The 26,657-nt window shown below is 59.3% G+C and carries 27 protein-coding genes and 3 pseudogenes; 18 read left to right on the forward strand and 12 right to left on the reverse strand.

All coding sequences use genetic code 11. From position 1 onward, the window contains the following. Positions 1-118 precede the first annotated feature (118 nt). Both EC915_RS25525 and EC915_RS01955 read right to left on the reverse strand, forming a co-directional pair. A pseudogene (locus EC915_RS25525) lies at positions 119-295 on the reverse strand (transposase); the annotation flags it as partial. Positions 296-340: 45 nt separating this feature from the next. Continuing rightward, positions 341-1,204 carry a LysR family transcriptional regulator gene (locus EC915_RS01955; protein ID WP_133748840.1) on the reverse strand — a complete coding sequence of 288 codons (864 nt, stop codon included), beginning with the start codon at positions 1,202-1,204 and terminating at the stop codon, positions 341-343. A gap of 137 nt (positions 1,205-1,341) precedes the next feature. Between EC915_RS01955 and EC915_RS01960 the strand changes: the two genes are divergently transcribed. Both EC915_RS01960 and EC915_RS25080 read left to right on the forward strand, forming a co-directional pair. Next, complete coding sequence (locus EC915_RS01960) at positions 1,342-2,343, forward strand: quinone oxidoreductase (protein ID WP_133748841.1); 1,002 nt, start codon at positions 1,342-1,344, stop codon at positions 2,341-2,343. A 54-nt stretch (positions 2,344-2,397) separates the two neighbouring features. Then, complete coding sequence (locus EC915_RS25080) at positions 2,398-2,598, forward strand: hypothetical protein (RefSeq protein ID WP_133748842.1); 201 nt, start codon at positions 2,398-2,400, stop codon at positions 2,596-2,598. A 181-nt stretch (positions 2,599-2,779) separates the two neighbouring features. On the opposite strand, the gene EC915_RS01970 is transcribed toward EC915_RS25080, so the two are convergent. Further along, positions 2,780-3,760 carry an aldo/keto reductase gene (locus EC915_RS01970; RefSeq protein WP_133748843.1) on the reverse strand — a complete coding sequence of 327 codons (981 nt, stop codon included), beginning with the start codon at positions 3,758-3,760 and terminating at the stop codon, positions 2,780-2,782. Between the two features lie 252 nt (positions 3,761-4,012). Here EC915_RS01970 and EC915_RS01975 point away from each other — a divergent pair, with 252 nt between their 5' ends. Both EC915_RS01975 and EC915_RS01980 read left to right on the forward strand, forming a co-directional pair. After that, entirely contained in the window at positions 4,013-4,870 is an 858-nt protein-coding gene (locus tag EC915_RS01975; RefSeq protein WP_133748844.1) for an SDR family oxidoreductase, read from the forward strand. A gap of 115 nt (positions 4,871-4,985) precedes the next feature. Continuing rightward, complete coding sequence (locus EC915_RS01980; protein WP_133748845.1) at positions 4,986-5,483, forward strand: DUF1543 domain-containing protein; 498 nt, start codon at positions 4,986-4,988, stop codon at positions 5,481-5,483. A 76-nt stretch (positions 5,484-5,559) separates the two neighbouring features. On the opposite strand, the gene EC915_RS01985 is transcribed toward EC915_RS01980, so the two are convergent. Continuing rightward, positions 5,560-6,078, reverse strand: coding sequence for a DUF4142 domain-containing protein (locus tag EC915_RS01985; RefSeq protein ID WP_133748846.1), 519 nt, complete (start codon positions 6,076-6,078; stop codon positions 5,560-5,562). Positions 6,079-6,764: 686 nt separating this feature from the next. Between EC915_RS01985 and EC915_RS01995 the strand changes: the two genes are divergently transcribed. The 5 genes from EC915_RS01995 to EC915_RS02015 all read left to right on the forward strand — a co-directional run bounded on the left by EC915_RS01995 (position 6,765) and on the right by EC915_RS02015 (position 10,776). Beyond that, positions 6,765-7,904 carry a glutathione-independent formaldehyde dehydrogenase gene (locus EC915_RS01995; protein WP_133748848.1) on the forward strand — a complete coding sequence of 380 codons (1,140 nt, stop codon included), beginning with the start codon at positions 6,765-6,767 and terminating at the stop codon, positions 7,902-7,904. A 193-nt stretch (positions 7,905-8,097) separates the two neighbouring features. Next, the gene (locus EC915_RS02000) at positions 8,098-9,138 is read left to right on the forward strand and encodes an alpha/beta hydrolase (RefSeq protein WP_133748849.1); all 1,041 of its coding nucleotides are present in this window, start codon (positions 8,098-8,100) and stop codon (positions 9,136-9,138) included. A 92-nt stretch (positions 9,139-9,230) separates the two neighbouring features. Further along, complete coding sequence (locus EC915_RS02005) at positions 9,231-9,662, forward strand: DNA methylase (protein WP_133748850.1); 432 nt, start codon at positions 9,231-9,233, stop codon at positions 9,660-9,662. After that, complete coding sequence (locus EC915_RS02010; protein ID WP_133748851.1) at positions 9,659-10,405, forward strand: DUF72 domain-containing protein; 747 nt, start codon at positions 9,659-9,661, stop codon at positions 10,403-10,405. Before EC915_RS02005 ends, EC915_RS02010 begins: the two co-directional genes overlap by 4 nt. Before the next feature lie 113 nt (positions 10,406-10,518). Further along, entirely contained in the window at positions 10,519-10,776 is a 258-nt protein-coding gene (locus EC915_RS02015; RefSeq protein WP_133748852.1) for a DUF1652 domain-containing protein, read from the forward strand. A gap of 43 nt (positions 10,777-10,819) precedes the next feature. Here EC915_RS02015 and EC915_RS02020 read toward each other — a convergent pair whose 3' ends face one another. Together EC915_RS02020 and EC915_RS02025 are read right to left on the reverse strand one after the other, a co-directional pair. Further along, positions 10,820-12,613, reverse strand: a complete 1,794-nt coding sequence (locus EC915_RS02020; RefSeq protein WP_166650897.1) for a glycoside hydrolase family 15 protein — start codon at positions 12,611-12,613, stop codon at positions 10,820-10,822. Further along, positions 12,610-13,509, reverse strand: coding sequence for an SDR family oxidoreductase (locus EC915_RS02025; protein ID WP_133748853.1), 900 nt, complete (start codon positions 13,507-13,509; stop codon positions 12,610-12,612). Before EC915_RS02025 ends, EC915_RS02020 begins: the two co-directional genes overlap by 4 nt. A gap of 525 nt (positions 13,510-14,034) precedes the next feature. Between EC915_RS02025 and EC915_RS02030 the strand changes: the two genes are divergently transcribed. Genes EC915_RS02030 through arsH form a run of 4 tightly spaced genes read left to right on the forward strand, consistent with a single transcriptional unit; the run spans position 14,035 to position 16,934 of the window. Continuing rightward, positions 14,035-14,379, forward strand: coding sequence for a metalloregulator ArsR/SmtB family transcription factor (locus EC915_RS02030; RefSeq protein WP_177413340.1), 345 nt, complete (start codon positions 14,035-14,037; stop codon positions 14,377-14,379). Positions 14,380-14,404: 25 nt separating this feature from the next. After that, positions 14,405-15,688 carry an arsenic transporter gene (locus tag EC915_RS02035; RefSeq protein WP_133748855.1) on the forward strand — a complete coding sequence of 428 codons (1,284 nt, stop codon included), beginning with the start codon at positions 14,405-14,407 and terminating at the stop codon, positions 15,686-15,688. Between the two features lie 16 nt (positions 15,689-15,704). Beyond that, positions 15,705-16,175: an arsenate reductase ArsC gene (locus EC915_RS02040; RefSeq protein ID WP_133748856.1), complete on the forward strand. Its 471-nt coding sequence runs from the start codon at positions 15,705-15,707 to the stop codon at positions 16,173-16,175. A gap of 45 nt (positions 16,176-16,220) precedes the next feature. Continuing rightward, on the forward strand, positions 16,221-16,934 hold the full coding sequence (gene arsH / locus EC915_RS02045) for an arsenical resistance protein ArsH (RefSeq protein ID WP_133748857.1): 714 nt from the start codon (positions 16,221-16,223) through the stop codon (positions 16,932-16,934). Between the two features lie 12 nt (positions 16,935-16,946). On the opposite strand, the gene EC915_RS02050 is transcribed toward arsH, so the two are convergent. Then, complete coding sequence (locus EC915_RS02050) at positions 16,947-17,834, reverse strand: alpha/beta fold hydrolase (RefSeq protein ID WP_133748858.1); 888 nt, start codon at positions 17,832-17,834, stop codon at positions 16,947-16,949. A gap of 276 nt (positions 17,835-18,110) precedes the next feature. After that, positions 18,111-18,384, reverse strand: a pseudogene (locus EC915_RS02055) (isochorismatase family protein); the annotation flags it as partial. A gap of 4 nt (positions 18,385-18,388) precedes the next feature. Between EC915_RS02055 and EC915_RS02060 the strand changes: the two are divergent. Further along, positions 18,389-18,784, forward strand: a pseudogene (locus EC915_RS02060) (kinase); the annotation flags it as partial. A gap of 196 nt (positions 18,785-18,980) precedes the next feature. Here the strand turns inward: EC915_RS02060 and EC915_RS02065 are convergent. Then, complete coding sequence (locus EC915_RS02065; RefSeq protein ID WP_133748859.1) at positions 18,981-19,436, reverse strand: GNAT family N-acetyltransferase; 456 nt, start codon at positions 19,434-19,436, stop codon at positions 18,981-18,983. A gap of 36 nt (positions 19,437-19,472) precedes the next feature. Beyond that, a complete protein-coding gene (locus EC915_RS25085) occupies positions 19,473-19,598 on the reverse strand; it encodes a hypothetical protein (protein ID WP_256658627.1) in 126 nt (41 codons plus the stop codon). Between the two features lie 348 nt (positions 19,599-19,946). Here EC915_RS25085 and EC915_RS02070 point away from each other — a divergent pair, with 348 nt between their 5' ends. After that, complete coding sequence (locus EC915_RS02070) at positions 19,947-20,384, forward strand: PACE efflux transporter (RefSeq protein WP_133748860.1); 438 nt, start codon at positions 19,947-19,949, stop codon at positions 20,382-20,384. Between the two features lie 108 nt (positions 20,385-20,492). Further along, entirely contained in the window at positions 20,493-22,892 is a 2,400-nt protein-coding gene (locus tag EC915_RS02075; RefSeq protein ID WP_133748861.1) for a DUF3772 domain-containing protein, read from the forward strand. 303 nt (positions 22,893-23,195) lie between these two features. On the opposite strand, the gene EC915_RS02080 is transcribed toward EC915_RS02075, so the two are convergent. Beyond that, positions 23,196-23,945 carry an SDR family NAD(P)-dependent oxidoreductase gene (locus tag EC915_RS02080; RefSeq protein ID WP_133748862.1) on the reverse strand — a complete coding sequence of 250 codons (750 nt, stop codon included), beginning with the start codon at positions 23,943-23,945 and terminating at the stop codon, positions 23,196-23,198. Between the two features lie 185 nt (positions 23,946-24,130). Between EC915_RS02080 and EC915_RS02085 the strand changes: the two genes are divergently transcribed. Both EC915_RS02085 and EC915_RS02090 read left to right on the forward strand, forming a co-directional pair. Beyond that, complete coding sequence (locus EC915_RS02085; RefSeq protein WP_256658628.1) at positions 24,131-25,060, forward strand: AraC family transcriptional regulator; 930 nt, start codon at positions 24,131-24,133, stop codon at positions 25,058-25,060. A gap of 242 nt (positions 25,061-25,302) precedes the next feature. Further along, the gene (locus EC915_RS02090; protein ID WP_133748863.1) at positions 25,303-26,184 is read left to right on the forward strand and encodes an alpha/beta fold hydrolase; all 882 of its coding nucleotides are present in this window, start codon (positions 25,303-25,305) and stop codon (positions 26,182-26,184) included. Between the two features lie 79 nt (positions 26,185-26,263). On the opposite strand, the gene EC915_RS02095 is transcribed toward EC915_RS02090, so the two are convergent. Next, the gene (locus tag EC915_RS02095; protein WP_133748864.1) at positions 26,264-26,656 is read right to left on the reverse strand and encodes a Rid family hydrolase; all 393 of its coding nucleotides are present in this window, start codon (positions 26,654-26,656) and stop codon (positions 26,264-26,266) included. Position 26,657: the final 1 nt, after the last annotated feature.

A 26,657-nucleotide genomic window follows, 5' to 3' on the forward strand; every position in this document is an offset into this window, starting at 1 on the left:
GACCCACCGCACTCGATGCCGTCGTAACCTTTGATTTCTCCCATGATTAGCTGGAAGACGTTACTGGCGTCGCTGGGTGCCACGATCGCGGCGCTAACGGAAGACTTTGTATCGACCCTCAAAACCAGATCGCATCCCATAGCGGATTATCCTGTACTCGCTCTACCAGCCCTGCGCGTATAGGGTTGGCGATGATGTAGCGGGTGGCGGGTTTTATGTCTTGTTCATGGCCGATAGCGCGGTCATGAAAGCTTCTTTGCCAAAACTGGCCGGACCTGCCCAGGTACGCGTTCACCACCGCAGGCCCTGTGGGAGACGCCAGAGGTCACAACGGCAGCGACTACCTCCGCAGCCGAGGTTCTCGCTCAACGCAATCCACCAGAAAATCCATCACCGCCTTCACCGAAGGCGAGCGTCGCAAGTCGGGATACACCGTCAGCCACAGGTCGCGGGCAGGGGGTTCGCTGTCAACGGGCAAGCGCTGGAGCGCCGGATCGTTGTCACCCACAGTGGTCGGCAGCACGACCGCGCCGACGCCAGACCGGGCCGCCATTTGCTGGGACATCAGGTCGCTGGCGGCGAACACCACGCAGCGATGCCGACGAATCTGGTGCAACCAGGCCTGTTGCGGCAGATGATCGCGACTGTCGTCGTAAGCGACAAACGTCCATTGCTCGACCGGGCGCCCGGAGAATTCAGTGTTGCCGTACAAGGCGAAATGCACCACACCGATTTTTCTGCGCACCAGCGCGTCTTCTTCCGGGCGGACCGTGCGCAGGGCGATGTCCGCTTCGCCTTTATCCAGCGCCGCCATCGAAAGTGACGGCAGCAGCACGACATTGAGCCCGGGGTGCTGCTTTCGCAATTCGGCGATGCGTGGGGCCAGGGTGTGAATCGCCAGCGAGGGCGGTGCGCTGACCCTGACGGTTCCGGCTATTTCAATACTGGCCAGGCGTGACAACTGCTGTATTTCACTGGACATCTTCGGCATGGCGCTGAGGATACGGTTCAATGCGCGCCCGTCTTCGGTCAATGGCCGGCTTCTCGGCAGCCGATCCACCAGCCGCAGCCCCAGCGCCTTTTCCAGCGCGTCGAGGCGACGGCCCACGGTGGCGTGTTCGACCTGCAATTCGCGGGCCGCGGCCGAGAGCGACTGAGTACGCGCCAACACGCTGAAGAAATAAAGATCCTGCCAATCGAACATCGGGTTATTTCCGAACGGATGGTGTGAAGGATTTGGGAATTATCGATCCGAGTACCGAGTTCTATCATGGATGCCACCATTGAGTGACGTGGTATCTGCCACGGCGTCATGAATATTCGCGCAAGGAGTTCCCCCCCATGAAAGGCGTCATGATCGAAAACTACGGCGGTTGCGAGGTGGTGCAGTTGCGCACCGACCTACCCAAACCTTGCGCCACGCCCGGTCAGGTGTTGGTCAAGGTCGCCTGTGCCGGAATCAATTTCATGGACGTGCACACCCGTCAGGGCAAGTACGCGACGTCTGTCACCTACCCGGTACGGTTGCCGTGCACGCTGGGCATGGAAGGATCCGGGGTCATCGTCGAGGTGGGCGAGGGCGTGCATAACCTCTGTGTCGGTGACCGCGTGGCCTGGTGCATCGCGTGGGGCAGTTATGCCGAGTACATCGCTGTGCCCGCGCAACGGATCGCAAAGATCCCCGACGGGATTGGTTTTGATATGGCCGCAGCGGCTTTTTTTCAGGGCGCCACCGCGCACTATCTGGTGGACGACATTGCGCGACTGGATTCGGGCAGTACCTGCCTGATTCACGCGGCGTCCGGCAGCATTGGTCAGCTGTTGGTGCAGATGGCCAAGGCGCGAGGGGCGCAGGTGTTCGCCACCGCCAGTACCGAGCACAAATGTGCGATTGCCCTCGAACGGGGGGCCAATCACGCCATGCTCTACGACCAGGGCCGTTTCGCTGACCGCATTCGCGAAGCAACCTACGGCCAGGGTGTTGATGTGGTGTTCGATTCAGTGGGCAAAAGCACCTTGCGCGACAGTTTCAGAGCCTGCCGTACTCGTGGTTTGATCGTTAATTACGGCAACGTTTCAGGCTCGATCACTGACCTTGACCCCATTGAACTGGGTGAGGCTGGCTCGCTGTTCCTGACCCGCCCGCGACTGGCCGATCACATGGCCGATGGCGTAACGGTCCAGCGCCGCGCCGATGCGGTGTTCGCGGCAATCCTCGAGGGATCGCTGAACATCGAGATCGAAGGGCGCTACCGGATGGAAGAGGTGCAGGCGATTCACGCCCGTATCGAGGCCCGTGAGCAGATCGGCAAGTCAGTGATGTGCATTGACGAAATCCATTGAGTCGCGGTTGAAGCCTCAGTCCCTGCCGTCACCTTGATCGAAACCAATCAGTGCATGAGCCGCGTCGTTCAGTGCAACGGATTCACCTTTCTTGGTGGTCAGACCGCTAACGACCGGACGCTGGATATCAAGGAGCAGACTGCGCAGATGCAGGAAAAAATCGACAACTGGCTGGCCAATGCCGGACGGGACAAGACCCGCATTTTCAGTGTGCAGGTCTGCTGTCGGCCATTCAGGCGAACTGCGCCCGGATGAACGAAGTGTGGGGACGCCTGGGCCCCGAAAGGCCACGCGCCGGCACGTGCCACGGTTGAATCACGCCTGGCCGCGCCGGATCTGCTGGTGGAAATCACGGTTGTTGCCGCAGGTCGAGTCGTGAATGCGGGGACAGAAAACGTGTCTGCCTCCGCGTGCAGGAAGCGCTGCAAAGTGGAGGTCAGGAAAACCCGACCACGGCGTGAGGAACGTACGACGCCTCCAGCTCCGCACGTTCGGCGTCACTGAGCTCCAGCTCAACTGCCGCCAGCGCATCGTCCAGGTGACCGGGGCGCGAGGCGCCGACAATCGGTGCGCTGATGCCTGGATGCGAGAGCACCCATGCCAAAGCAATCTGTGCCGGCGCGACATTCCGCGCCTTGGCCACGCTGGCCACGGCTTCCACCACCTTGCGATCCGCATCTGCGGTATGGGCGTACAGCGACTTGCCGAACTCGTCGGAGTTGGCCCGCTCACTGCTTTCATTCCATCGGCGCGTCAGGCGGCCGCGGGCGAGGGGGCTCCAGGGCATCACGCCGATGCCTTGGGCTTGACACAGTGGCAGCATTTCGCGCTCTTCTTCGCGGTACAGCAGGTTCACGTAATTCTGCATGGTCGAAAAGCGCGTCCAGCCATTGGCGCTGGCGGTGTGCAGCATCGTTGCGAACTGCCAGGCAAACATGGATGAGGCGCCGATGTAGCGCACCTTCCCGGCCTTGACCAGATCGTGCAACGCCTCGAGGGTTTCCTCGATCGGCGTGTCGTAGTCGAAGCGGTGAATCTGGTACAGGTCGATATAGTCAGTGCCCAATCGGCGAAGCGAATTATCCGCCTCCTGCAGGATTGCCTTGCGGCTCAAACCGGCGCCGTTGGGGCCCGCATGCATGCGGCCGTGAACCTTGGTGGCAATGACGATTTCGTCCCGGCGGGCAAAATCCCTGAGCGCCCGGCCGACGATTTCTTCCGAGGTGCCGTCCGAATAAACGTTGGCGGTGTCGAAAAAGTTGATCCCGGCTTCGATTGCCTGACGGATCAGCGGGCGGCTTTGATCCTCGTTCAGCGTCCAGGGATGCGTTCCGCGCTCTGGCACGCCATAGGTCATGCACCCCAGGCAGAGGGGTGAGACTTCAAGTCCGGTCTTTCCCAGCTTCGAGTACTTCATGTGCATACCTTCTGAAAGTGTCAGTGGGGTATTGATCGGGTATGTCCAGCATTCGTTCCGCGCGTCTGACCCAGCGGTGCGGGAGCTTCTGGCTCCACTCATCAAACAGGGTTGCGCAACCGCCTGATCTCTCAGGGCCGCGACGGTGGTCCGCTCGCAGGCGTGTTCATAAAAACTCCGAACTCCCCGGCTCGAATCAAAGTCCACCCTTCATGCGCACAAGGTGCGTGCGCACCCGTCGAGGAGAATGTCATGACCGATTACCCTAAACCGCCTTTCAAACCTCAACAGCAACCGGTGCCTGGCGATCAAAGCCGGATGGAGCCGTACCCGGACTGCGGCGAGAAAAGCTACAAAGGCTCAGGAAGGCTGGTCAACAAGATTGCGCTGATTACCGGTGGCGACAGCGGCATTGGTCGCGCTGTCGCCATTGCCTTCGCCCGGGAGGGCGCAGACGTTGCCATCTCGTACCTGGACGAGCATGAAGATGCCAAGGAAACCGCGCGCTGGGTCGAGGAGGCGGGCCGCCAATGTCTGCTGCTGCCGGGAGACCTGGCGAAGAAAGAAAACTGCTCGGCCATCGTCGATGACACCGTTGCCAAATTCGGACGCATCGACGTGCTGGTCAATAACGCCGCGTTTCAGATGAGCCACAACACTCTCGAAGAAATTTCCGATGAAGAGTGGGTTAAAACATTCGATATCAACATCACCGCCATGTTTCGGATCTGCAAGGCTGCACTGCCTTCGATGGCTGCCGGCAGCTCTATCATCAATACCAGTTCGGTGAATTCGGACACGCCCAAACCAACGTTGCTGCCTTATGCAACGACCAAGGGTGCCATCGCCAACTTCACTGCGGGTCTTGCGCAAATGCTCGGCCCTCGCGGCATTCGGGTCAACAGCGTAGCGCCGGGACCGATCTGGACGCCGTTGATCGTGGCAACGATGACCGACGATGACGTCAAGAGCTTCGGTGAAGAAACGCCGTTGGGCAGGCCGGGGCAGCCCGTTGAAGTGGCGCCGATCTATGTCCTGCTTGCCTCGGACGAGGGCAGCTACATCTCCGGGACTCGCTATGGCGTGACGGGCGGCAAGCCGATACTGTGACGCAACATCGTTGTGCGTCACTGCGCGATGGGTGACGCGCTACGCTCCCTGCATCAAGGGCTCCTGCAACGGGGCCCTTTTCATTGACACCGACGGCGTGGAGGCCGGTATTTCAATGCTTTTCGTCGTCATGCTGGGTGGCAATCACCCCCGTGCCAGGATCGAAGTGCACGATGTCGCATTTGTCGTCGCAGACAGCCTGGAGGCAGCCTATCCACAGTTGCGACAGGATTGGTTCGGCAGTCCCAAGGGGCTGCATATCGATTCATGGATGGCAGTGGAGGGTGTGGAAAAATGGCGTGTCGAACTAAGCCCGCTGGCGCCAGCGGCAGAGGCGAATCGGTTGTACTTCATCAATCTGGGGGGATACGAATCGCAGGTGTTTGGTGAATCCCACCATTACTTACTGGTGGTGGCGCGCGACAAGCGTGAAGCCATTTCCAAAGGCAAGCGGCACATGTTGGGCCACTGGACTCAGGCGCATACGGACGGGGTGCTGGATATTGATGACTGCTTGCCCATCGACGCGGTGAGTGGTCGATTCGTGCATTTGGTCGAAGGACCGCACAACGGGATTGTTCAGCGAAACGACTATATCGTCATTTCCATCTGAGGAAGAGAAGGTAACAGGAACGGGGAAGGCGCACTGTACAAGCTGCGCCGGGCGTTATCGCCGGACCCGTAAAGACTTACTCTTTGGCAGCGTCGCCGCCATGAGCCTTGGCAAGGGCCTTGGCCTGCACCAAGTGAGCTTCCAGCGTAGGCAAGGTCTTCTGTGCAAAAGCTTTCAGCTCAGCATCTTTGCCGTTGGCTGCTTCGTCTTTGAAGATTTCAATGGTCGCTTCGTGAGCCTTGACCTGGTTGTTGGCATAAGCCTGATCGAAAGACTTAGAACTGCGCAGTTCAAGGATTAGCGCTTTGGTTTTGTCCAGCAGTTGCTGATTGGTGGAAACTTCAAGCTTTTTGCTGTCGGCAATGGCCTTGAGTTTTTCGTTCGCGGCAGTGTGGTCTTTAACCATCATGTCTGCGAAGGATTTGACGTCGGCAGCGCTGCCTTTTTCCTGGGCCAGCTTGCCAGCCTCTACCTCAGCAACGCCTTTTGCCGAAGCATCTTCGACGAAATCATCGTTGTCCGGAGCTGCGAAGGCGCCTTGGCAGGCCAGGGAAATAACTGCTGCAAGTGTCACTGTGCGAAATGTGTGAGCCATCTCATCGATCCTTGTTGTTTAGGTTATGTAGAAGCACTACGACTCTCGTGTGCCTGTGGTTAATCAGATAGGCCGGTGAGTGGAACGTTCAGCTTTTTTTAACGCTTGCGACCATGGAGGCTTATAACCGAGACGCCAGGCCTCGGTATTTGCATGCAGAAGACACGCATGGAATTGCCGGACGTTTTAAGAGTCCACTCTCAATCACAAAGCCACTAATGACAATAAGAAGGGATGTCTTATGAGTTGTTTGATATGCGCAGGGCCAGCGGAACAGTTCCCCTCCGTGGCCGACTGGGAAGAGCGCAAGTGCCCGAAATGCGGGCACTACAGGGTTTCCCAGGCATTGGTTCTGGCGCTAATGGATCAAGGTCAGATCTTCGATGTCCCCAAAGCCCGCGCCTGGCTCGCTTCACGACGGATGAATGCGTCAATCCCGCATATTCAGACTGCGCAAGGACTTCTGGTCAGCGAGTAGAAGGGGTGCGCCGTTGAACTGGCTGATGAACGCAGAATGGAGCGGGTGTTTGCTATCACTGTTTTTATCAGCTGGCCTTGGAACGTGGCGCACTAAAATACCGCTCGTCGGTCAAGCGCCTAAAACTTTGAGCGTATGCCATCTGACGTCGGACTTATAACTCGTGAGCAGACGAAAATTACTTCATCGTCTTGAACGGGAGAACCCAATGAAAGCCATCGTTTACAACGGACCACGCGACGTCAGCGTGCAAAATGTCCCCGATGCCAGAATTGAAAAGCCGACCGATGCAGTCGTTCGCGTCACGACCACCAACATCTGCGGTTCTGATCTGCACATGTACGAAGGCCGCACCTCGATGGAAACCGGCCGTGTTTTAGGTCATGAGAACCTTGGCGAGGTCATCGAAGTGGGTGCCGGCGTCGACCGCATCAAGGTAGGTGATCGTGTGTGCCTACCGTTTAATATCGGCTGCGGGTTCTGCGAGAACTGTGAGAAGGGCCTGACGGGATTCTGTCTGACCGCCAACCCGGGCAGTGCCGGAGCCGCCTACGGCTTCGCCGACATGGGGCCATATCAGGGTGGGCAGGCTGAGTTGCTGCGTGTTCCCTACGCCGATTTCAACTGCCTGGTGCTGCCAGAAGATGCCCAGGAGAAAGAAAACGATTACGTGATGCTTTCCGATATCTTTCCTACCGGCTGGCACGCCACTGAACTGGCGGGCCTGTTGCCCGGCGAGAGTATCGCGATATACGGAGCCGGCCCGGTTGGTCTCATGGCTGCGCATGCGGCGATGATCAAAGGCGCTTCGCAGGTATTCGTGGTCGATAATCACCCGGATCGTTTGAAACTCGCGGCACAGATGGGCGCAACGCCAGTCAACTCGCTGGAGAAGGAAGCGGTCGATCAGATTCTCAACCTCACCAACGGAAAGGGCACTGATCGCGGCTGTGAATGTGTCGGCTACCAGTGTTGCGACAAGCATGGGCATGAGGCGAACCATCTGACCATGAACAACCTGGTGGCGTCGACCAAGGCTACCGGGGGTATCGGTGTGGTGGGCGTGTTTGTCCCGCAGGACCCCGGTGCAAAAAACGAGTTGGCGAAGGAAGGCAAAATGGCTTTCGATTTTGGCACTTTCTGGTTCAAGGGCCAGCAGATTCGCACCGGGCAAGCCAACGTCAAGGCTTACAACCGTCGCCTGGCGGAGCTGATTCATCATGACCGGGCCAAGCCCTCGCAGATCATCTCCCACAGCCTGAAACTCGACGAGGGACCGGATGCCTACAAGCATTTCGATGCTCGTGACGAGGGCTGGACCAAGGTGATCCTTAAGCCTGCGGCGTAACGTATCACGCAAATCCTGCGCTTGGCCCAAAGGTCGAGGGCGTCAGGGCGACGATCATAGAAGTCAGGAATCAGGACCTGCGCACATCAGGTGAGGGGTACGCAGGTCCGTCAATGCGTCTGAGGATTAAACAATGATAACGATCCATCGTAATAAATTGGCATGGGCAATTTCTGCGTTAGGTGTTGTGGCAATGCTCCACGGCTGCGCCCGCGACCCGGAAAAGCATTCTGTCTCGGAACTGGCAGTCAGTGGCACCAAGAGCATGTTGCGCACCGATGCAGATATGCAGAAAGTGCTGAACAAGTACGCCAGCTTTGACGCCAAGGCCGTGGAAAAAACCACACCGGCCGAAGCTCGTATGCAACCAACCATTGCGGACGCTGTGAAGGGTGTATTGGCTGACGAGAAACGCGACAGCACCCCGACCGTGCTAGTGCCGGGCATCACCACGCGAGATATCACGGTTCCAGGCGCGGCGGGCTCGCTGCCAGCCACTGTGTTCACCCCGAACGGCGCCGGGCCGTTCCCGGTCGTCTTGTATTTCCACGGCGGCGGGTGGGTGTTCGCTGACCGCAAAGTGTATGACGGCGGTGCCCGTGGACTGTCGAAACAGGCCAACGCCGTGGTGATCTCGGTTGATTACCGCCTGGCCCCGGAGAACAAGTTTCCTGCGGCCCATGACGATGCTCTGGCGGTCTATCGCTGGTTGACCACCAATGCATCGTCCGTCAACGGCGATCCGAAGCGCCTGGCATTGGCCGGTGAAAGCGCAGGCGGTAACCTCGCTGTAGCGACCGCTGTGGCGGCTCACAAAGCGGGTCTTACCGCGCCAAGGCATGTGCTGTCGGTGTATCCGGTTGCGCAGTCGAGCACCGACACTGAGTCGTACCTGAAGTACGCCGATGCGATGCCGCTTAATCGTCCGATGATGCTGTGGTTCATCTCGCAAGTGACCAACACCCCGGCCGATGCCAAGGATCCGCGCATCGATCTGGTCCACGCCAATCTGCAAGGTCTACCGCCGGTGACTGTGATCAATGCCGAGATCGACCCGCTGCGTGATGATGGCGCCCAACTGGAAACGGCCCTTCGTAGTGCAGGTGTCAGCGTCGAACGCAAGGTCTATCCAGGCGTGACCCACGAGTTTTTCGGCACCGCTGCCGTTGTGCAAAAAGCGCAGCAGGCGCAGGAGTATGCCGGTGAGCGACTAAAAGCCGACCTCGCGAAATAAACGGCCAATCGCGTTGCCATGCGCCGGTTCAATGAACCGGCGTTTTTGCATTCAACGCGGCGAACAGCGTAATGGGATATGCAAACATGACGATGAACACGCCTATCAGCGCGACTGATCTCAATATTCACCTTGGCGCTGGCGATGACCCGTCGTTGTTCAAGTGGTTGATTGCCAGCTTTCTGATGGGCAAACGCATACAAGGCGATATCGCCGCCGAGGCGTACCGGGTCATCGTGGAAAAGCATGAGCGCGATACTTCCCGCAAACTGGCTGGCTGCACTCATCGGGAATTGGTGAGGATGCTGGGAGAGGCGCGCTATACCCGCTATGACGAGTCCACCGCCGAACGCCTGCTGAAACTGAGTACCAAGCTCAACGCCGAATACGCAGGCAAGGTCACGGACATCCGCAAGCTCTGTGAAAACAGGGCCGAGTTCGCGGCCCGTCTGCAAGACTTCGAGGGCATAGGGCCAAAAACCATCGAGATATTCATGCGCGATGCAGAGGGAGTGCTTTTTTGAGTAATGATTTTCTCTATATCGGCTGCGCGGGCTGGAGCCTTGGCCGCGACTACTGGCCTGAGTTCCAAGCGCACGGCACGCATCTGCAACGTTACGCTTCACGGCTTGCAGGGGTTGAAATCAACAGCTCGTTCTACCGCCCGCACCGGCCGTCCACCTACGCTCGATGGGCGGAGTCCGTTAATGGCCCATTCCGCTTCTCGGTAAAAATGCCGAAGTCGATCACCCACCAACATCACCTGCAGGAATGTTCGGTGTTGCTGGACACCTTCCTTGCTGAGTGCGCTGCGTTGGGTGACAGGCTCGGCTGCCTGTTGATTCAGTTGCCGCCCTCCCTGCAGTTCGATGCACGTAGCGCCGGGGATTTCTTTGAAAACCTCAGGGCTCGTTACTCCGGCTATGTTGTGCTCGAACCGCGCCATCACTCCTGGACTCAGGCGCAATCCTTGCTGGTCGATCAGCACATTGCGCAGGCAGCGGTCGATCCGGGCCGCACCGGCAACGATGATGCGCCGAGCGGATGGCCGGGATTTCGCTATTGGCGCCTGCACGGATCGCCGAAGATCTACTACAGTGCTTACGACACAGGCTGGTTGGAGCGCCTTGCCCGGAAAATCGAGGCCTTCAGGAATGATGGAGTGCCCACCTGGTGCATCTTCGATAACACCGCGCAAGGTGCTGCGTTGGGTAATGCGCTTTATATGCAGAGGTTGTTGAGGTCGCGATTCCAGCCCGGGGAATAAAGCCCGTGCGATCGAGCTGCACTCTCTGCGCTGTATGCAAAATAGCTGGAATGACCTCAGGCAGGCCGAGGCCAACCCTGCCTAACAAGGACAACCTTACAAGGACGACCCACATGGCAATCTCTGCTCTCGAACTGCGTCATATCATCGAATCCGGCCTTCTCCCGCTGCGCTGCACGTGTTCGGTTTCAGGCAACGGTGAACTCTCCATCGAAGTCGTCGACCCCGAGACCGGGTCGAACGTCGCGATGGACGGGATCCCTACGTCCAGGCTTGGCACCAGTCGCGCCATTTCCGATCTGATTGCCGAGCTTCGAGCTCAGGTACGCGCGCCGGTCACCCGTCGCAACCAGCGCCAGGCACCTCGCTAACGCCTGGGCCTGAAGGGCAGCCATGAGCTAAGGGGGGGCTGCGCTATTCGCCCCGGCACGCGAGCGCGGCGTGAATCAAGGTCAGGTGGCTTAAGCCCTGAGGGAAATTTCCCAGGGGCAGCCCGGTGCCCGGGTCGAGCATTTCGGCCATCACGCCGTTATTACGCATGGTCTTTTCCAGCAGCGCGTCCATGGTCTGGCGCCCCTTTGCCGGCTCACCCAGCAGCGCATAAGCTTCGACCAGCCAGAACGAGCAGGCGAGGAAACAACCCTCTTCACCCTGCGCCCCGCCATAGCGATACAGCAAAGGCCCCGCAGCCAGCTCGCGGGCCACTGCTTCGCGGGTCAGGATGAGGCGATCCCGGCGTTCGAAGCCAAAGCGTGCCGCCAGCAACAGTGAGGCGTCCAGACGATCGGTGCCCGGGTACAGGGTGTACGACTGCAGTTGCTCCGACCAGCAATGCTCGTCGATCCAGTCGCGGATCCGGTCGCGCTCTCTGGCCCAACGCTGCGCCTTGCCATCCGGAATCTGTCCAGCCTCGGCCAGCTTGCTGGCACGGTCCAGGGCCATCCAGCATCCGATTTTGGAAATGGTGTAGTGCTGTTGTTGCGGCAGCTCCCAGATTCCGGCGTCTGGCGAGTTCCATTCGTCCGCGCATTGGTCAGCCAGGTTATGCAGCAACTGCGCAGTGGACTCATCCAGCAGATGCCCCTGTGCAACGAACAGCGTTGCGGTCTCGAGAATGTCGCCGTACAGGCTCAGTTGCAGTTGATCGAAAGCGCAATTGCCGATCACTACCGGTTGGCTGTCCTGATAGCCGGACAGCGGTATTTCCTGCACATCATCGACCCGATCACCATCCAGCGTGTAGCACACGTGCATGCGCGGCCCGTGTTTGCGAATGGCTGCGATCAACCAAGCGAAAGCTGCCTTGGCTTCCTGCAATGCGCCGATCCGAAGCAACGCCTTGATGGTGTACGCCGCATCGCGCACCCAGGCATAACGGTAGTCATAGTTGCGGTCCGAACCGATTTTCTCTGGTAACGAGCTGGTGGCTGCAGCCGCTATCGCGCCGCTTGGCGAGTACAGCAGTAGCTTGAGCGCCAGCGCCGAACGCCGTACCTCTTTGGCGTAGGCTCCGGTGAACCCGAGCGTGGCAGTCCAGTCGCGCCACGCCCCATCACTTAACTCGATGCGCGCATCGATTTGCTCAAGCGTGGGCACAGCGAATGGCTCGTCGTCGGAGGTGAGGAGGGCGACGAGGACCCTTTGTCCGGCGCGGACTGTGCAGCGTGCACGCACCAGGCGATCGGTGTATTCAGTCACCACCACCTCAGGGCTCATCCTTAGCATGACCATGAGTGTGGTGATGTGAAAGACCTTGCCGTGAGCAGTGTCCTGAACCCAAGGGCTGACGCTGTCGGCGCGAGTACCGGGTTTGAACACGATGTCGAACTCGACTTCACCTTCGACGCCATCGAGGCGTCGGGCCAGCTCGCTCCACGGCAGGCGTCCTGCGTTGCCACTGTTGAGTGACTCGGTCAGACGTACAGCGCCGGTAAGGGTCTGGAATGTGGTGCAGGCGACATTGCTGTCAGGCAAATAGCCGCGCTCGACCGTGAAGGGTTCGCGGGGCGTCAGGCTGAAGTAACCGCCCTTGTCGGCACTGAGGATCCGATCGAACAGCGGCGGCGAATCCATGTTGGGCGCGCACCACCAGTCGATGGAACCATCAGTTGCCGATAGGGCGACGGAGCGACCGTCGCCCAGGGCAATGTACTGATCCAGCTCTGCGTAGCCGTCCTTGTGGCATGAGGTGGACCGTCGTTCACTCACGGTAGCGGGTTACCACCGGTCACGCCAAACACCTCGCCGGTGATGTAGCTGGACTCCTGATTTGCCAGCAATACATAGATCGGCGCGCATTCGGCAGGCTGTCCAGGACGGCCCATCGGCGTTTCCGAACCGAACTCGGGGATTTTCTCCTGTGGCTGACCACCGCTGGGCTGCAGCGGCGTCCAGAACGGGCCGGGTGCCACGGCGTTGACGCGAATGCCCTTGCTGATGACCTGTTTGGCCAGCGCTTTGGTGAATGCCACGATGGCTGATTTGGTAGGCGCGTAATCGAGCAGGGTCTCGGATGGCTGATAAGCCTGAATCGACGCGGTGTTGATGATGGTCGCCCCCGCCGGCAACAGCGGCAGAGCGGCCTTGCATACCCAGAACAGCGCATAGACGTTGGTCTTGAACGTCTCATCGAACTGCTCGGTGGTCAGGTCGGCAATCGACTTTTGCGCGATCTGTTTACCAGCGACGTTGACCAGCACATCGAGGCCACCCAAGCCTTCAGCTGCCTTGCTGACCAGCTCCTTGCAGAAGGCCTCGCTTTTGAGGTCGCCCGGAATGCACACAGCCTTGCGGCCCTCGGCTTCGATCAACGCAACCACTTCCCTGGCGTCGGCTTCTTCTTCGGGCAGGTAATTGAGCGCAATGTCAGCGCCTTCGCGAGCGTAGGCAATCGCAGCGGCACGACCGATCCCGGAGTCTGCACCGGTGATCAACGCCTTGCGGCCTGCCAGTCGACCGAAACCTTTGTAACTGGTTTCACCGTGGTCGGCAGCCGGCTGCATCTTGTGCACAGTGCCGGGCGGGGTCTGCGGCTGTTTCGGAAATTCCGGTTGCGGATACTGCGTCAGAGGGTTCTGCATCGCATACTGATTTTCGGTCGTCATGTTCGCTTCTCCTGAGAGTAGTGGTGAGGGTGTGATGGCGCTTGCGCCAACTAAAGTCCTTATGTCGGAGGGCATCGCGAAAGCATTCGTTCAGTCTTTTTCACGTTGGCGAATATTTTTTGAGCGCCGATCAGCGAGAGTGCGGAATCGTTACAGCAGCAGTGATGCAGGGCGCACCGGGGCCGATGTGCCTGTTGGGGATAGTTCAAAGGAAGGCGTGCGGGGACATATCCTGAAATAGCACTGGTTTGGACCGTTCGTTCCGAGGCTGCGACAGAGCGATCTGGCGAGGTTCATTGATAAGTCTTTATGAAAGCTCAGCCGTTCTTTCTTGCATGGGTGATGCCAGTTTCAGTCACCACCCCTGCAGATATATCTGCTTTACCGTATATTTGGTTTTGCGTATATTTGGCTGCCGATATGTTGCGCAGCTTACGCTGGATGACACATGCCCCCGACTGCATACGCACACCGAGGGCTGTTTTCGGTAAAGACCGGACCCTTGGAGAATATGTGACAGAACCCATGACCCCCACCGCCTTGTTCAAGTGCCTGGCGGATGACACCCGTAGCAAAATCACCTTGCTCGTCGTCAGTGAAGGCGAGCTTTGCGTCTGTGAACTCACCGCTGCCCTGGATCTGACCCAACCGAAGATTTCACGACATCTGGCACTGCTGCGCTCGGCAGGTCTGCTGATGGATCGGCGCCAAGGGCAGTGGGTTTATTACCGCCTGCATCCCGATCTCCCTGTTTGGGTGACGGCGATCCTGAAAGACATCGTGGATGCGAACCAGCCGTGGCTGGAAGCCGAAGCCACACGCTTGTGGGGCATGAATGGCCGCCCGGTCAATCGTACGCTGTGCACATGATCTCCCCCCGAATCGAGTGGCTCAAATGCTGATTGCCTTACTGATCTTTATCACCACTATCACTCTGGTCATATGGCAACCGAGGGGGCTGGGGGTGGGGTGGAGTGCCTCTTTCGGCGCGGTGCTCGCGTTGTTGACCGGAGTGGTCACGCCTGCAGATATACCTCAGGTGTGGCACATCGTCTGGAATGCCACGGCAACGTTCATCGCTGTGATCATGATCAGTCTGCTGCTTGATGAGGCCGGCTTCTTTGAGTGGGCCGCGTTGCATGTCGCTCGCTGGGGCGCAGGCAGCACACGCAGGCTCTTCGCGTTCATCATCCTGTTGGGCGCCGCGGTGTCAGCACTGTTCGCCAATGACGGAGCGGCGCTGATCCTGACGCCGGTGGTAATCGCGATGTTGCTGGCGCTACGATTTTCGCCCGCCGCGACCCTGGCGTTCGTCATGGCCGCAGGCTTCATAGCGGACACCGCCAGCCTTCCGTTGGTAGTGTCGAATCTGGTGAATATCGTCTCGGCCGACTATTTCCACATAGGTTTCAGCGCATACGCCTGGGTGATGGTGCCGGTGAACATTGTCAGCGTCGCGGTCACACTGGCCATGTTGCTGTGGTTCTTTCGCAAAGAGCTGCCGGGAACTTACGACCTGGGCCAACTGCGCCACCCCGACGAGGCGATTCGTGATCGTCCAACCTTCATCGCCGGGTGGTGGGTACTGGCGCTTCTACTGCTCGGTTTCTTTCTGGTCGAGCCGCTGGGCGTGCCCATCAGCGTCATTGCGGCAGCCTGCGCGCTGGTCCTGTACGTCGTCGCGGCACGTGGTCGGGCCATCGACACCGGCAAGGTTCTCAAGGGTGCGCCCTGGCAAGTGGTGGTTTTTTCCCTGGGCATGTATCTGGTGGTCTACGGCCTGAAAAACGCCGGGTTGACCAACTACATTGCGCAGTTGCTCAGCGTGTTTGCGCAGCATGGGATCTGGGGCGCCGCACTCGGTACGGGCCTGCTGACCGCTGCGCTGTCTTCGATCATGAACAACATGCCAACCGTGCTGGTTGGCGCTCTGGCCATTCATGCCAGCGAACCTGAGGGTGTCATTGCGCAGGCGATGGTTTACGCCAACGTCATTGGCTGCGACCTCGGCCCCAAGATCACCCCGATCGGCAGCCTGGCGACGCTGCTGTGGCTGCACGTACTGGCCAAAAAGGACATTACCATCACGTGGGGTTATTACTTCAAGACCGGCGTGATCCTGACCTTGCCGATCCTCATTGCCACCCTTTGTGCATTGGCACTGCGCCTCAGTTTTTAAATCCGGGAATCCTTCGATGAAAGTGCTGTTCATGTGTACCCACAACAGCTGCCGCAGCATCCTCTGCGAGGCGCTGTTCAATCATCTGGCTCCGGCAGGTTGGCAGGCGGTCAGCGCCGGGAGTTTCCCAAGCGGCCAGGTCAACCCGCGCGCGTTGCACGCTCTGAAGGAGGCAGGCGTGTCCACGGCCGGCTTGAGCAGCAAGGCTTCGGACGCGTTCGAAGATTCACCCCCTGACATCGTGATCACAGTGTGCGATCGAGCGGCAGGGGAGGCTTGTCCGGTATTTTTCGGCCCGTCCCTGAAAGCGCATTGGGGACTGGCGGACCCCTCGGAGGTGATAGGGTCCGAGGCAGAAATGACTGCGGCTTTCGAGGCCACCCTGGCGAGGATCCATCACCGGGTGAGCGCCTTTCTTGCGCTGCCTCTGGAGACCCTGGAAGGGAGCGCGCTAAAACATGAACTCAGCCGTATCGGCTCGATTTAACGAGAAAAGCAGACGGCGCCGGTCCGGGCTGCCGAAGGAGTAGGTATGCAAGACTCGCTACTGAACGTGCGTCCTGAATTGATTGAAATCCCGTCACTTGAGCGGCTGACTCCGCGCACCCCGTCGGCTCACAAGCCGCGTATGCTTCTGCTGTATGGGTCGACCCGCGAGCGCTCGTTCAGCCGGCTGGTCACGCAGGAGGCCGCTCGCCTGCTTGACGAAATGGGTGCAGAAACACGAATCTTCGACCCTTCAGGTTTACCGCTGCCAGATGATGCGCCCGACACTCATCCCAAGGTCACCGAACTGCGCGAGTGGATGCAGTGGTCTGAAGGGCAGGTCTGGTGCTCGCCCGAACGACACGGGTCGATGACGGCCGTGTTCAAGGCGCAGATCGATTGGGTGCCGCTGGCCATGGGTGCCGTTCGACCGACACAGGGCAAGACGCTTGCGGTCATGCAGGTCTGCGGCGGCTCGCAGTCGTTCAATGTGGTCAATCAACTGCGCGTACTGGGCCGATGGATGAGGATGTTCACCATCCCTAACCAGTCATCTGTCCCCAAAGCATTTGCCGAGTTCGATGAACTTGGCCGTATGAAACCCTCGGCGTACTACGATCGCCTGGTCGATGTCATGGAAGAGTTGATGAAATTCACGCTGTTGTTGAGAGACCGTCAGGATTATCTGGTTGATCGCTATTCCGAGCGCAAGGAGTCCGCCACGGAGCTTTCAGGGCGCGTCAACCAGCGCTCCATTTGAAGCGCCGACGCTTCACTTATCGAGCAGATCAAGCACCGCCCGGGTGAACTCGACCGGCGCCTCTTGCGAGATGTTGTGGCCTACGCCAGCCAGCACCTGCCTGCGCACCGGCCCGCTGAAACCGCTGATAGCTGCGGCGTCATCACGTTTGGACGAGACGCCGTCGTCGGCGCCGCTCAAGATAACCGTCGGCACGGAGATGGGCGGGCTTTGCGCCAGCTTCTGCTCGATGGCGGCATAGCGAGGATCGCCCTCGACGAGGCCGAAGCGGTGGCGGTACGAATGTGTCACGACGTCGACGAAATCAGGGTTGATAAACGACGGTGCCGTCGCCGCGTAGGTGGCGTCGCTGAATGTCCAGCTGGGCGACCACAGCTCCCAGAGCAGCCGGCAGAAGTCATTGCGGGTAGCGCTCAATCCTGCGTAGCCGCGTTCGCCATGCAGGTAGTACTGATACCAGAGGCGGCGCTCGGCCTCGGGGGCGGACGGTGCGTTGGCGCTGGCAATGTGCTGGATGTTATAGCCGGGGTCGCCACTCACCAGGCCGATCACCCGTTCCGGCCACAGGGCTGCCACCACGCAAGCGGCACGTCCGCCCCAATCGTAGCCTGCCAACACTGCACGCTGAATGTTCAGGGCATCCAGCAGCGCCAGCAGGTCCGCACCGAGTGCTGCCTGTTGGCCGGACCGAAGGGTCGTCGGGTCAATGAACCGGGTCGGTCCATACCCACGCAGATACGGAACGATGCATCGGCATCCTTCATCGGCCAGCCGTCTGGATACTTCGTCGAAAGCGTGGATGTCGTAGGGAAATCCGTGCAGCAGCACGACCACCGGTCCAGCCGCAGGCCCGGTTTCCAGGTAGGTAGTCTGAAGTACGCCCGCCAGAATCTGTTTCATGCATCGCTCCGTTTTTCAGGTCGTGACTGTGTGCGACTGGCCGTCCGGGTGCAAACAACAGAGGCGGCTCGTGGATCTCAGACCTCAGTTGAACTACAGAGGTTTAACCATTTTGTCAGCAAGGCACGCATTCAGAATCGTCGCAGTGAAACGCCAGCGAACGGGACGGGGTCGCACTGGCTGCTCGGGTTACTCCGATAGCTCCAGGGCGCGCCCGGCAGTTGTCGCTCGCAGGCAAGATGATCGACCCACAAGCGGGTCGATCAAATGAGGCCATCAGAATGCCCAATCCTGCGCTCGAACCACCCTGCAGAAGGCCCGCCAAGGTCGCATTGTGATGGGCAATTATTTCCTCAGCCTTCGATACCGGCGTGTCGGAGCAGCTATGGGCGTCGGCGATCAGCACCGCATCGAAACCCGCGTCACGGGCAGCGCGAACCGTGCTGTCAACGCAGTACTGAGTTTTCATGCCGGTGATCACCAGCCCGTCACAGCCGTGATCACGTAACCGATCCGCCAACCCGGTCATGGCGAACGCGTTGGGCCGGTTCTAGCAGGCCATCAGAAACTCCGGCGTGCTGGCACACGACGTGGGACGTAGTGGGTACATGGCAGCCAATGAACTTGCCCTGAGTAATCTTCGCTTGGGTAGCACGGTGATCGTTGACTGCGTGAACCCGGTAAGCGAAAGCCGAAGGGCGTGGAGCGATATCTCGGCGCGCTCCGGTGTTGCGTTAGTGAATATCCAGATCATTTGCTCCGACGAGCACGAGCATCGGCGCCGGGTCGACACCCGACAGATTGATATCCCTGGCCTGAATCCACCCACCTGGCAGTCCGTACTGAACCATGAATATGAAGAATGGGATAACGTCCCGTTCAGCATCGATACGGCCCTGACGTCCTCGGGGCAGGCTGTTGCGACGATTATTGAGCGATTTTTTGTTTAACGAGTCGGTCGATTCCGTCAGAACGCAGGAGGTCGATCATGACTGCAGAGGTCGCCATGCCGGGGCTGTCATTCGCTGTCAGAGTTCTGTTTGTTTGTTTGCTGCCTGCTCATCGGCACGGTTAACCACATACGCGCAGACTTATTGTTTTGATGTCTCTTCCCATCGCGCTGGCGCCAGCACGCGGACAGTCAGGCTAATCGCCTAACTGCTTTTCCATAACGACGGTGCGCTCAGACCCATGGTGTTCGTCGCGGATCTTCAGATAACCCAACCTGGCATAAAAGCCCTGTGCCGTGATGGAGGACGGCACCCGCACTGCGTTGATCTGGGCATTCGCCGCTGCAACGTGAATGACTTCCATCAATTGCCTGCCGGTGCCGCTGCCCTGATGCGCGGGGTCAACGAACACGCTTCTGACGACGTGCCCGTCAAGACTGGCCGTCGCGATCAGGCTTCCCTGTAGTACGGCTACGAAAACCGTACGTTTGACAAGTAACGCGCTGACCGCTTCAGGCGTGAAGTTTTCCTCGACCTGTGCAATGACGTCGGGTGGGTAATCCCGGGAATTGGACTCTCGCAAAGCGGCGATGATCACGCGGCTGATCGCTGCTGCATCGTCGCTTGTTGCCGGACGAACCTGACTCTCCATGCTGTAAACCTCTGTTGATGACGGTCACAGCGTAGATCATTCGACCAGCGCATTGGCCCCCATCACCACCCCAAAGGCTATTAACACAAGCCCGGTGAGCCGTTTGCCCCAGCGCGCCGCACCGGGTCTGGCCAGCCTGTCGGCCATGGTTTTAGCGGTCACGGCATAAGTCCCCGATACCAGAAACTTGATCAGTACGAAGATCAGAATCAGGCTGGACAGAACTCTCGAACCGGCTTTTGTGCTGGGTTTCGCGGCACTGAGCCGCGTTGAGGCCAGGCATGCGGCTCGTCAACTTGCTCGGCTGCTCCGCGGTTGAGAGCGCATCGAGAGTTGCAGAGGCTGGTTGGAATGCCTGTCCTAGTGTGAGACAACCGCGGGCATCATGGGCCGCGAGCATCGGCCGTTAACGCCGATAGATGGAGAAACCATCGCTTCATTACTGGCCGAACGGTCAGTTTTTGGCCATAGTGGGCGGCCATTCAAAAGTCGCTTCATGAGGCATTGGCAATGCAAGGCGTCAAACGCAAGCTGGTTTTCGTTACATCTTTCGAGCTGATCGCAGTTGCATTCAACACCCTCATTCTGACGGCCCTGGGCCACGATACCAGCCTTTCCGGTGGGCTGGCGGTTGCCTGCTCGACTGTTGCCATGCTGTGGAACCTTTGCTGGAACAGTGCGTTTGAATACTGGGAAGCGCGCCGTGCCGACCGCACCCGTACTCTGTTTCGCAGGGCGTTGCATGCCATCGGGTTTGAAACCGGGCTGCTCGGGGTGCTGGTTCCGTTGTTTGCCTATGCGCTGCATGTTCCGCTGCTGGACGCTCTGGTGTTGAACGTGGGTCTGGTGATGTTCTTCCTGGTCTACACCTTCACGTTCAACCTGATCTTCGACAAGGTCTTCGGCTTGCCCTTGTCGGCGCAGCAGACTCAGGCTCAGGCTTCCTGAGCGACGGGTCTACTTACCGCCGGCAAATTTCACTAGACTGGCGTTCGAGTCAACACGCATCCAGAAGCAGGCTGGCATCGCCCAGCCGCCCCCAGACAGGTGACAGGAATGCAGCACGTCATGCTCAAACGCTTTTTTGCCGGATTGCTGGTGCTAATGGCACTGTGCATCACGTTGCCGGCGACTGCCGAATCGAGCCCAGCGGCGAGTGCCGATCCCGTGACGCTGGACGCGCCAGTCGATGGCCCGACTCTTGAAGACCTCACCGAACAACTCGATCAGATCCGGCAGAAGGTCACGGTAAAAGCCAATGATGACCTATTATCGGATTTGCGCCAGGCAGCGCTGCAGGTGCAGAAACAGGCGGATGTCCTCGCTGCCCAGCAAGCCGTCACCATTGAACACCTGAACGATCAACTGAATATTCTTGGCCCGGTTCAGCCTGACGAATCACAAGGCATCAGCAGCCAGCGCAAGGCGATGACAACGCAGAAGAACGCGCTGGCCGACGCTGCACGCCAGACCAACACACTCAGTCAATCGGCACGTGATCTGGCCACGCAGATCTTCAGTTTGCGCCGCAGTCTGTTCGATTCGCAGATCACCACCCGCTCGGCCAGCCCGCTCAGTTCGGTGTTCTGGTCTACGATGATCCGTCCGACCGACGATGATCTGGGGCGTCTGCACGGCCTGTTCAACGATGTGAAGAGTGCCGTCCTGACGGTCCTGGCACCGGGCAAGCGCTTTTTCTTCTTTTGCGTCGTCGTCGGGGCGGTATTCATCTGGGTGGTGGGTCGGCGCCTGCTGGAGCAGTTGCTGATCTGGCTGACGGTTCGCTGGCTGCCCGAAGGCCGTCTTCGTCGAAGCGCACTGGCGCTGACCGTCGGGCTGTCGACCGTCCTCACCATCGGCGCAGCCACTTCCTTGCTGCGGTGGAGCATCGAGAGCAATGCCGCGCTAAGTACAGATGTGCTCAACCTGCTCGACCAGATGCAGACGCTGATTATCTTCTGCGCCTTTATCGTCGGCCTCGGGCGTGCGCTATTGATGCGTTCTCACCCGTCCTGGCGTTTACCGCAGATCCCTGACCAGATCGCCGAAGCCATCGGTCATTTCCCCGTGGCGCTGGCGCTGGCGCTGGTGGTCATCGGGACTCAGGAGCGAATCAACAGCGTCATTGCCAGCAGTCTGGCGCTGACGGTTGCCGTGAACGGCCTGACAGCGTTGGCCGTTTCACTGGTGTTCCTGTTCGCCTTGCTGCGTTACCGCCGAACCCGACGCCGTCATCGTCTGGAACGCCTGCCCGGATCCGCAGGGCTCATTCCCTTCGTGGTCGCCGCTTGGGTGGGGCTGAGTTTGCTGGCGCTGCTGAGTGGATACCTCACGCTGGCTTATTTCCTCACGGTCAAGCTGCTCTGGATGAGCGTGGTGGCGGCCACGACCTATCTGCTGATCGCCTTCTTTGGCGATATCTGCGAGGGCCTTCTATCGCCCAAACAACCGGGCGGAATGGCGCTGGGCGCTGCGCTTGGCCTTTCCGCACGCCACCAGGCGCAGGCCAGCACCATCCTGGCGGGGATTGGCCGGACCGTGCTGTTGTTCACTGCGATCCTGCTTGCCTTCATGCCGTCCGGTTCCAGTCCGGGCGAATTGCTCGAAGGCTTCACGCAACTGGATTTTGGCAGCAAGCCTTTGGGCGGGTTGAACATCGTACCCGGCGATATTCTTCTGGCCGTCGCGCTTCTCATCGTCGGGATGCTGGGCATTCGGGTGTTGAAGGATTGGCTTGGCGAACGTCTGCTGCCGGAAACCAACATGGATGCCGGGATGCGCGCATCGCTGGTGACGTTGGTCGGTTACATCGGCGTAGTCCTGCTCGCTATCGTGGTGATGTCGACGCTGCACATCAGCCTGACCAACCTGACCTGGGTCGTCAGTGCGCTATCGGTGGGGATTGGTTTCGGCCTGCAAGCCATCGTTCAGAACTTCATTTCCGGCCTTATTCTGCTCACCGAGCGGCCGGTGAAGGTAGGCGACTGGGTCAGCCTGGCCGGTGTGGAGGGGGATATCCGCCGCATCAATGTACGCGCCACGGAAATCCAGATGTCCGACCGCTCCACAGTGATCGTCCCTAACTCGCAATTCATTACCCAAAACGTACGTAACGTGACCATGGGCAACGCCCTGGGTGTGGTCGGCATTACCCTGACCTTGCCGCTGGACACCGACGTATTGCGGATACGCGATCTGCTGTTGAAAGCCTTCACCGAGCATGACGCCATCCTCGACACGCCGGCACCCTCGGTGTCGTTCAAGGACCTGACCACCACCGGCGTCATCATCAGCGTCAGCGGCTTCGTCAACAGCCCGCGTTCGGTAGGCGGAGCCCGCAGTGATCTGCTGTTCACCGTGCTCGGACGCCTGCGCGAGTTGGGCATCGCCTTGTCGTCACCGCAAAGCATGCTGTTGGTCAGCGAAGTCGCGGAGAAAGGGCCTGTCGTTGAGTGATTGGGCAGGACCAGATGCGCTGCGGGAAATACAGATTTTGACGGCCCCCAAGGCCCATCGCGCCAAGCCACCGGAAGACGTCACGGCGGAATGAGCAATGCCGGGTTGTCGCATGTATTGCAGCGTGCACAGTATATCGGCCACCCCCGTGCCGGGCTCCACCTGGATCAAGGTCGATGTTGAATCGAGCGCCGCGACACTTGTGTTCGCGGCGCAACGTGTGCGGCCCTTTCGTTCAAGGTGGCAAGGGCAACGCAGACAGCCGTTTGGGACGGCCACCGAAATGTGCGGCCCGCCGGGGCATCAACCGGCGGTGACGCTCATCCCGCCATCTGCCATGACCACCGAGCCCACCAGATAAGAAGCCCGGCTCGATGCCAGGAACGCTACCACTTCGGCTATTTCATTGGGCTGGGCCGCGCGTTTGATCGGTGTGCTCCTGCCATGGTCGGCGAGGAAGGCGGGGCCGTCATCGACGACATCATTGAGAATATTGGTCACGGCATCTCCTGAGCCCACCGCGTTGACCCGAATGCCGTAGTCAATCGCCTCCAGCGCCAATGTACGTGTCAGTTGGGCTAGAGCGCCCTTTGAAGCCGCATACGCAGCGATCGTCGGGAATGCCTGATACGCCGCGTAGGACGCGATGTTGACGATGGCACCTGAGCGGTTGGGTATCATCGCCTTTACGGCTTCGCGAGCGTGCAGAAACGCTGCGGTAACGTTGACGTTTTGCACCCGCTCCCACTCCTCTCGTGTCATGTCAATGACCGGTTTGTTGATGATGATCCCGGCATTGTTGACCAGAATATCCAGTCGGCCGAAATGCTCGATGGCTGTAGCAACGGCCCGTTCGGCTGCGCCGTCCTCGGTGATGTCGGCGACCAGCGGCACAAGACCCGGACGAGCCAGCTCCTCGACCGTCAGGCTTTTGTCCTCGGCGACTATGTGCGCACCTCTTGAATGCATGAGCAGTGCGACTGCTCGGCCAATGCCGCTCGCCGCACCGGTGATCAGAACCACTTTTCCAGCGAATTCCTGGGGAGAAGGCATGCTTGTATTCCTCGTGTTGAAGCAGGGAAGGGCGCTTGTGCGCCTGAGCGAGTGCCTACTGTGCACTCTGCGATTTTCAGAGGCTGGCGTGCGCTTGCTGTACTGTCGTGTTCTTGCCTTTTTTTGATACTGAGCGCCAAATTCGCTACCGATGCGGATGTTGCTTAGCGGATATCAACCTACCCATGAAGACACCCGAGCCGATTGAAAAAGCTCAGCCCCTGCAGCGGATCTCCGCTCAGCAGATGCCTGACCATCTGCCCGAGGAGTCCTATGAATGCGCGGCTCGCCTGATGCATCCGGATGTGCAGATGCAGGTCTACACCCATCGCAGTGCGTCAAGCAGCCTGTTGGTACCAGCGGTCGCGGAGCCGATGCTTGTTCTGGTGTTGTCAGGCGGTGCCCGGGTGCAGGAACGTGCGCTCGGACAGGCCTGGAGCGGGACTGACGTAGTGGCCGACGACTTTTTTCTCACCATGACCCATGAGCCTTATGAGATGCAGTGGCAGACACGTGAAGGCGCCGAATTCCGCGTGGTGCACCTGTACTTGAGCCAGCGTCTGCTGGACGTGGCGGCACACAGTGTCTGGGCGGGTGTGGCAAAGGGACTGCGTTTGCTCGATGTATCGGGGGCTAAGGATCGGCATGTGGCACAGCTTGTGCGTTTTCTCCACAAGGAACTCGTCGAGGGCCGGGAGCCCAATACGCTGTATGTCGATGGCATTGCTCAGGCGCTGGCCGTCTATCTGGTTCGCCATTACCGTGATGACCGCACAGGTCTTAAACACCGTAACGCGCTGCCAGCCTACCGACTGCATCGCGTGCTGGAGCGGATGAATGGGTTGCTGGGCAGCCACTTCAGTCTCTCGGCGCTAGCGGCGGAAGCGGGGCTGAGTGATTTCTACTTCAGCCGCCTGTTCCGTCAGTCGACGGGGTACTCGCCTTCGCAGTATTTCATTCAGCTGAGGCTGGCCAAGGCTCGTCAGCTGTTGTCGACGACCAGGCTGAGCATCATCGAAATTTCCCTTGAGGTGGGATACGACAGCCCCGGGCATTTTGCCCAGGTGTTCCGGCGACACACGGGCATGACGCCTCGCCAATACCGCCAGCAATAGCGTTGCCGTGTGCCGCGAGCATGAACGATTCACTGTTTAACCTGATGCATCTTGATGGCCATCGATGAACTCATCCAATTCCCTGCGTCGACGGCAGGTAGGGCAACCACGTAGTCGCTCTCCTGAGCGGCGAGGAATATCGCCATGCCGGGGAGTTGACGGAATGCTCACCCATGGCGCCTGGTGCAACTCTCCCGGCGGCGGGAGACCTTATGCTTTCAGGGCCTGGCGGAGGAAGGGATATGTTCGAAGGTTTTCGGCTGGAAATGATCGCGTTGCCCGAAGCCACATTGCGGGTACGCTACGGTGGTTCAGGCCCTCCATTGCTGCTGCTTCATGGACATCCCCGAACGCATACGACCTGGCACAAGGTGGCGCCGTTGCTGGCACGCTCGTTCACGGTAATATGCCCCGACCTGAGGGGGTTCGGCCAGTCCAGCAAACCGCTGGATGCTCCTGATCACGAAGGGTCATCGAAGAGGGCCAAAGGGCGTGATTGCATAGCGCTCATGGACCACTTCGGGTTCGACAGGTTTTATCTGGCGGGCCACGACCGCGGTAGCTACACGGCATTTCGTACCGCTATGGATCATCCATTGCGGGTATTGAAACTGGCGATCATGGACGGCGTGCCTATTCTGGAGGCGCTTGAACGCTGTGACGTGCAATTCGCTTCGCTCTGGTGGCACTGGTTTTTCTATGCCCAGCCCGACAAGCCAGAGCGTGCCATCCTCGCTGATCCCCAAGCATGGTATCAAGGACGCGAAGAGGACCTGGGCTCAGGCAACTACGAGGATTTCCAGGCCGCGATCCATGATCCCGAGACCGTCAAAGGGATGCTCGGCGACTACCGTGCCGGCCTGCTGCTGGACCCTGTGCATGGTCGCGACGACAGGCAGGCCGGACGCAAACTGCAATGCCCGGTGCACGTTATCTGGTCGCTAAGGGATGACCTGGAAAAACTCTATGGCGATGTCCTCGCCGTGTGGCAACCCTGGGCCGGGCAGCCCGTCACCGGTGCAGGGATCGACAGCGGGCACCATATGGCTGAGCAAGCCCCGGCTGAAGTGGCCAATGCGTTGTGTGCATTCTTTGCTGAAGGCAACGTGCGGTGTGAGGGCTAAACGAAGTTGCTGATTAAAGGGGTAGTTACAAAAGCACCGCGACAGTGTCGCGGCTTTTTTTTGTGGCCTCACGAGCGTTTCAGTCATCAACGATGGCATAGGCCTCGATTTCGACTTTCTGCCATGGGCGCAGCATCGAGTCCACCTGGATCAGGCTGCTGGCCGGGCGAATGCCGTCGAACACTTCGCTATGGGCCTGGGCAACCAGCGTTGCATCGTTGATATCGCGTAGGTAAACCACCGTACGTACCACGTCTTCCACGCTCATGTGCGCTTCAGCCAGAACCTTGTTGACGGTGACGAGGATAGCCTGCGCCTGCTCATAGGCATTGCTGTGTTCATAATCGGGGGAAGCGCATGTACCGGAAATGTGCAAGTGATTGCCCACGCGCACTGCGCGCGAGTAACCGAACACTGACTCGTACTGGCCGCCTGAAGAGATGTTTTGCCGGGATGCAGTTTTGCTGTTCATG

Source organism: Pseudomonas sp. LP_7_YM (assembly GCF_004364435.1).
GTDB lineage: Bacteria > Pseudomonadota > Gammaproteobacteria > Pseudomonadales > Pseudomonadaceae > Aquipseudomonas.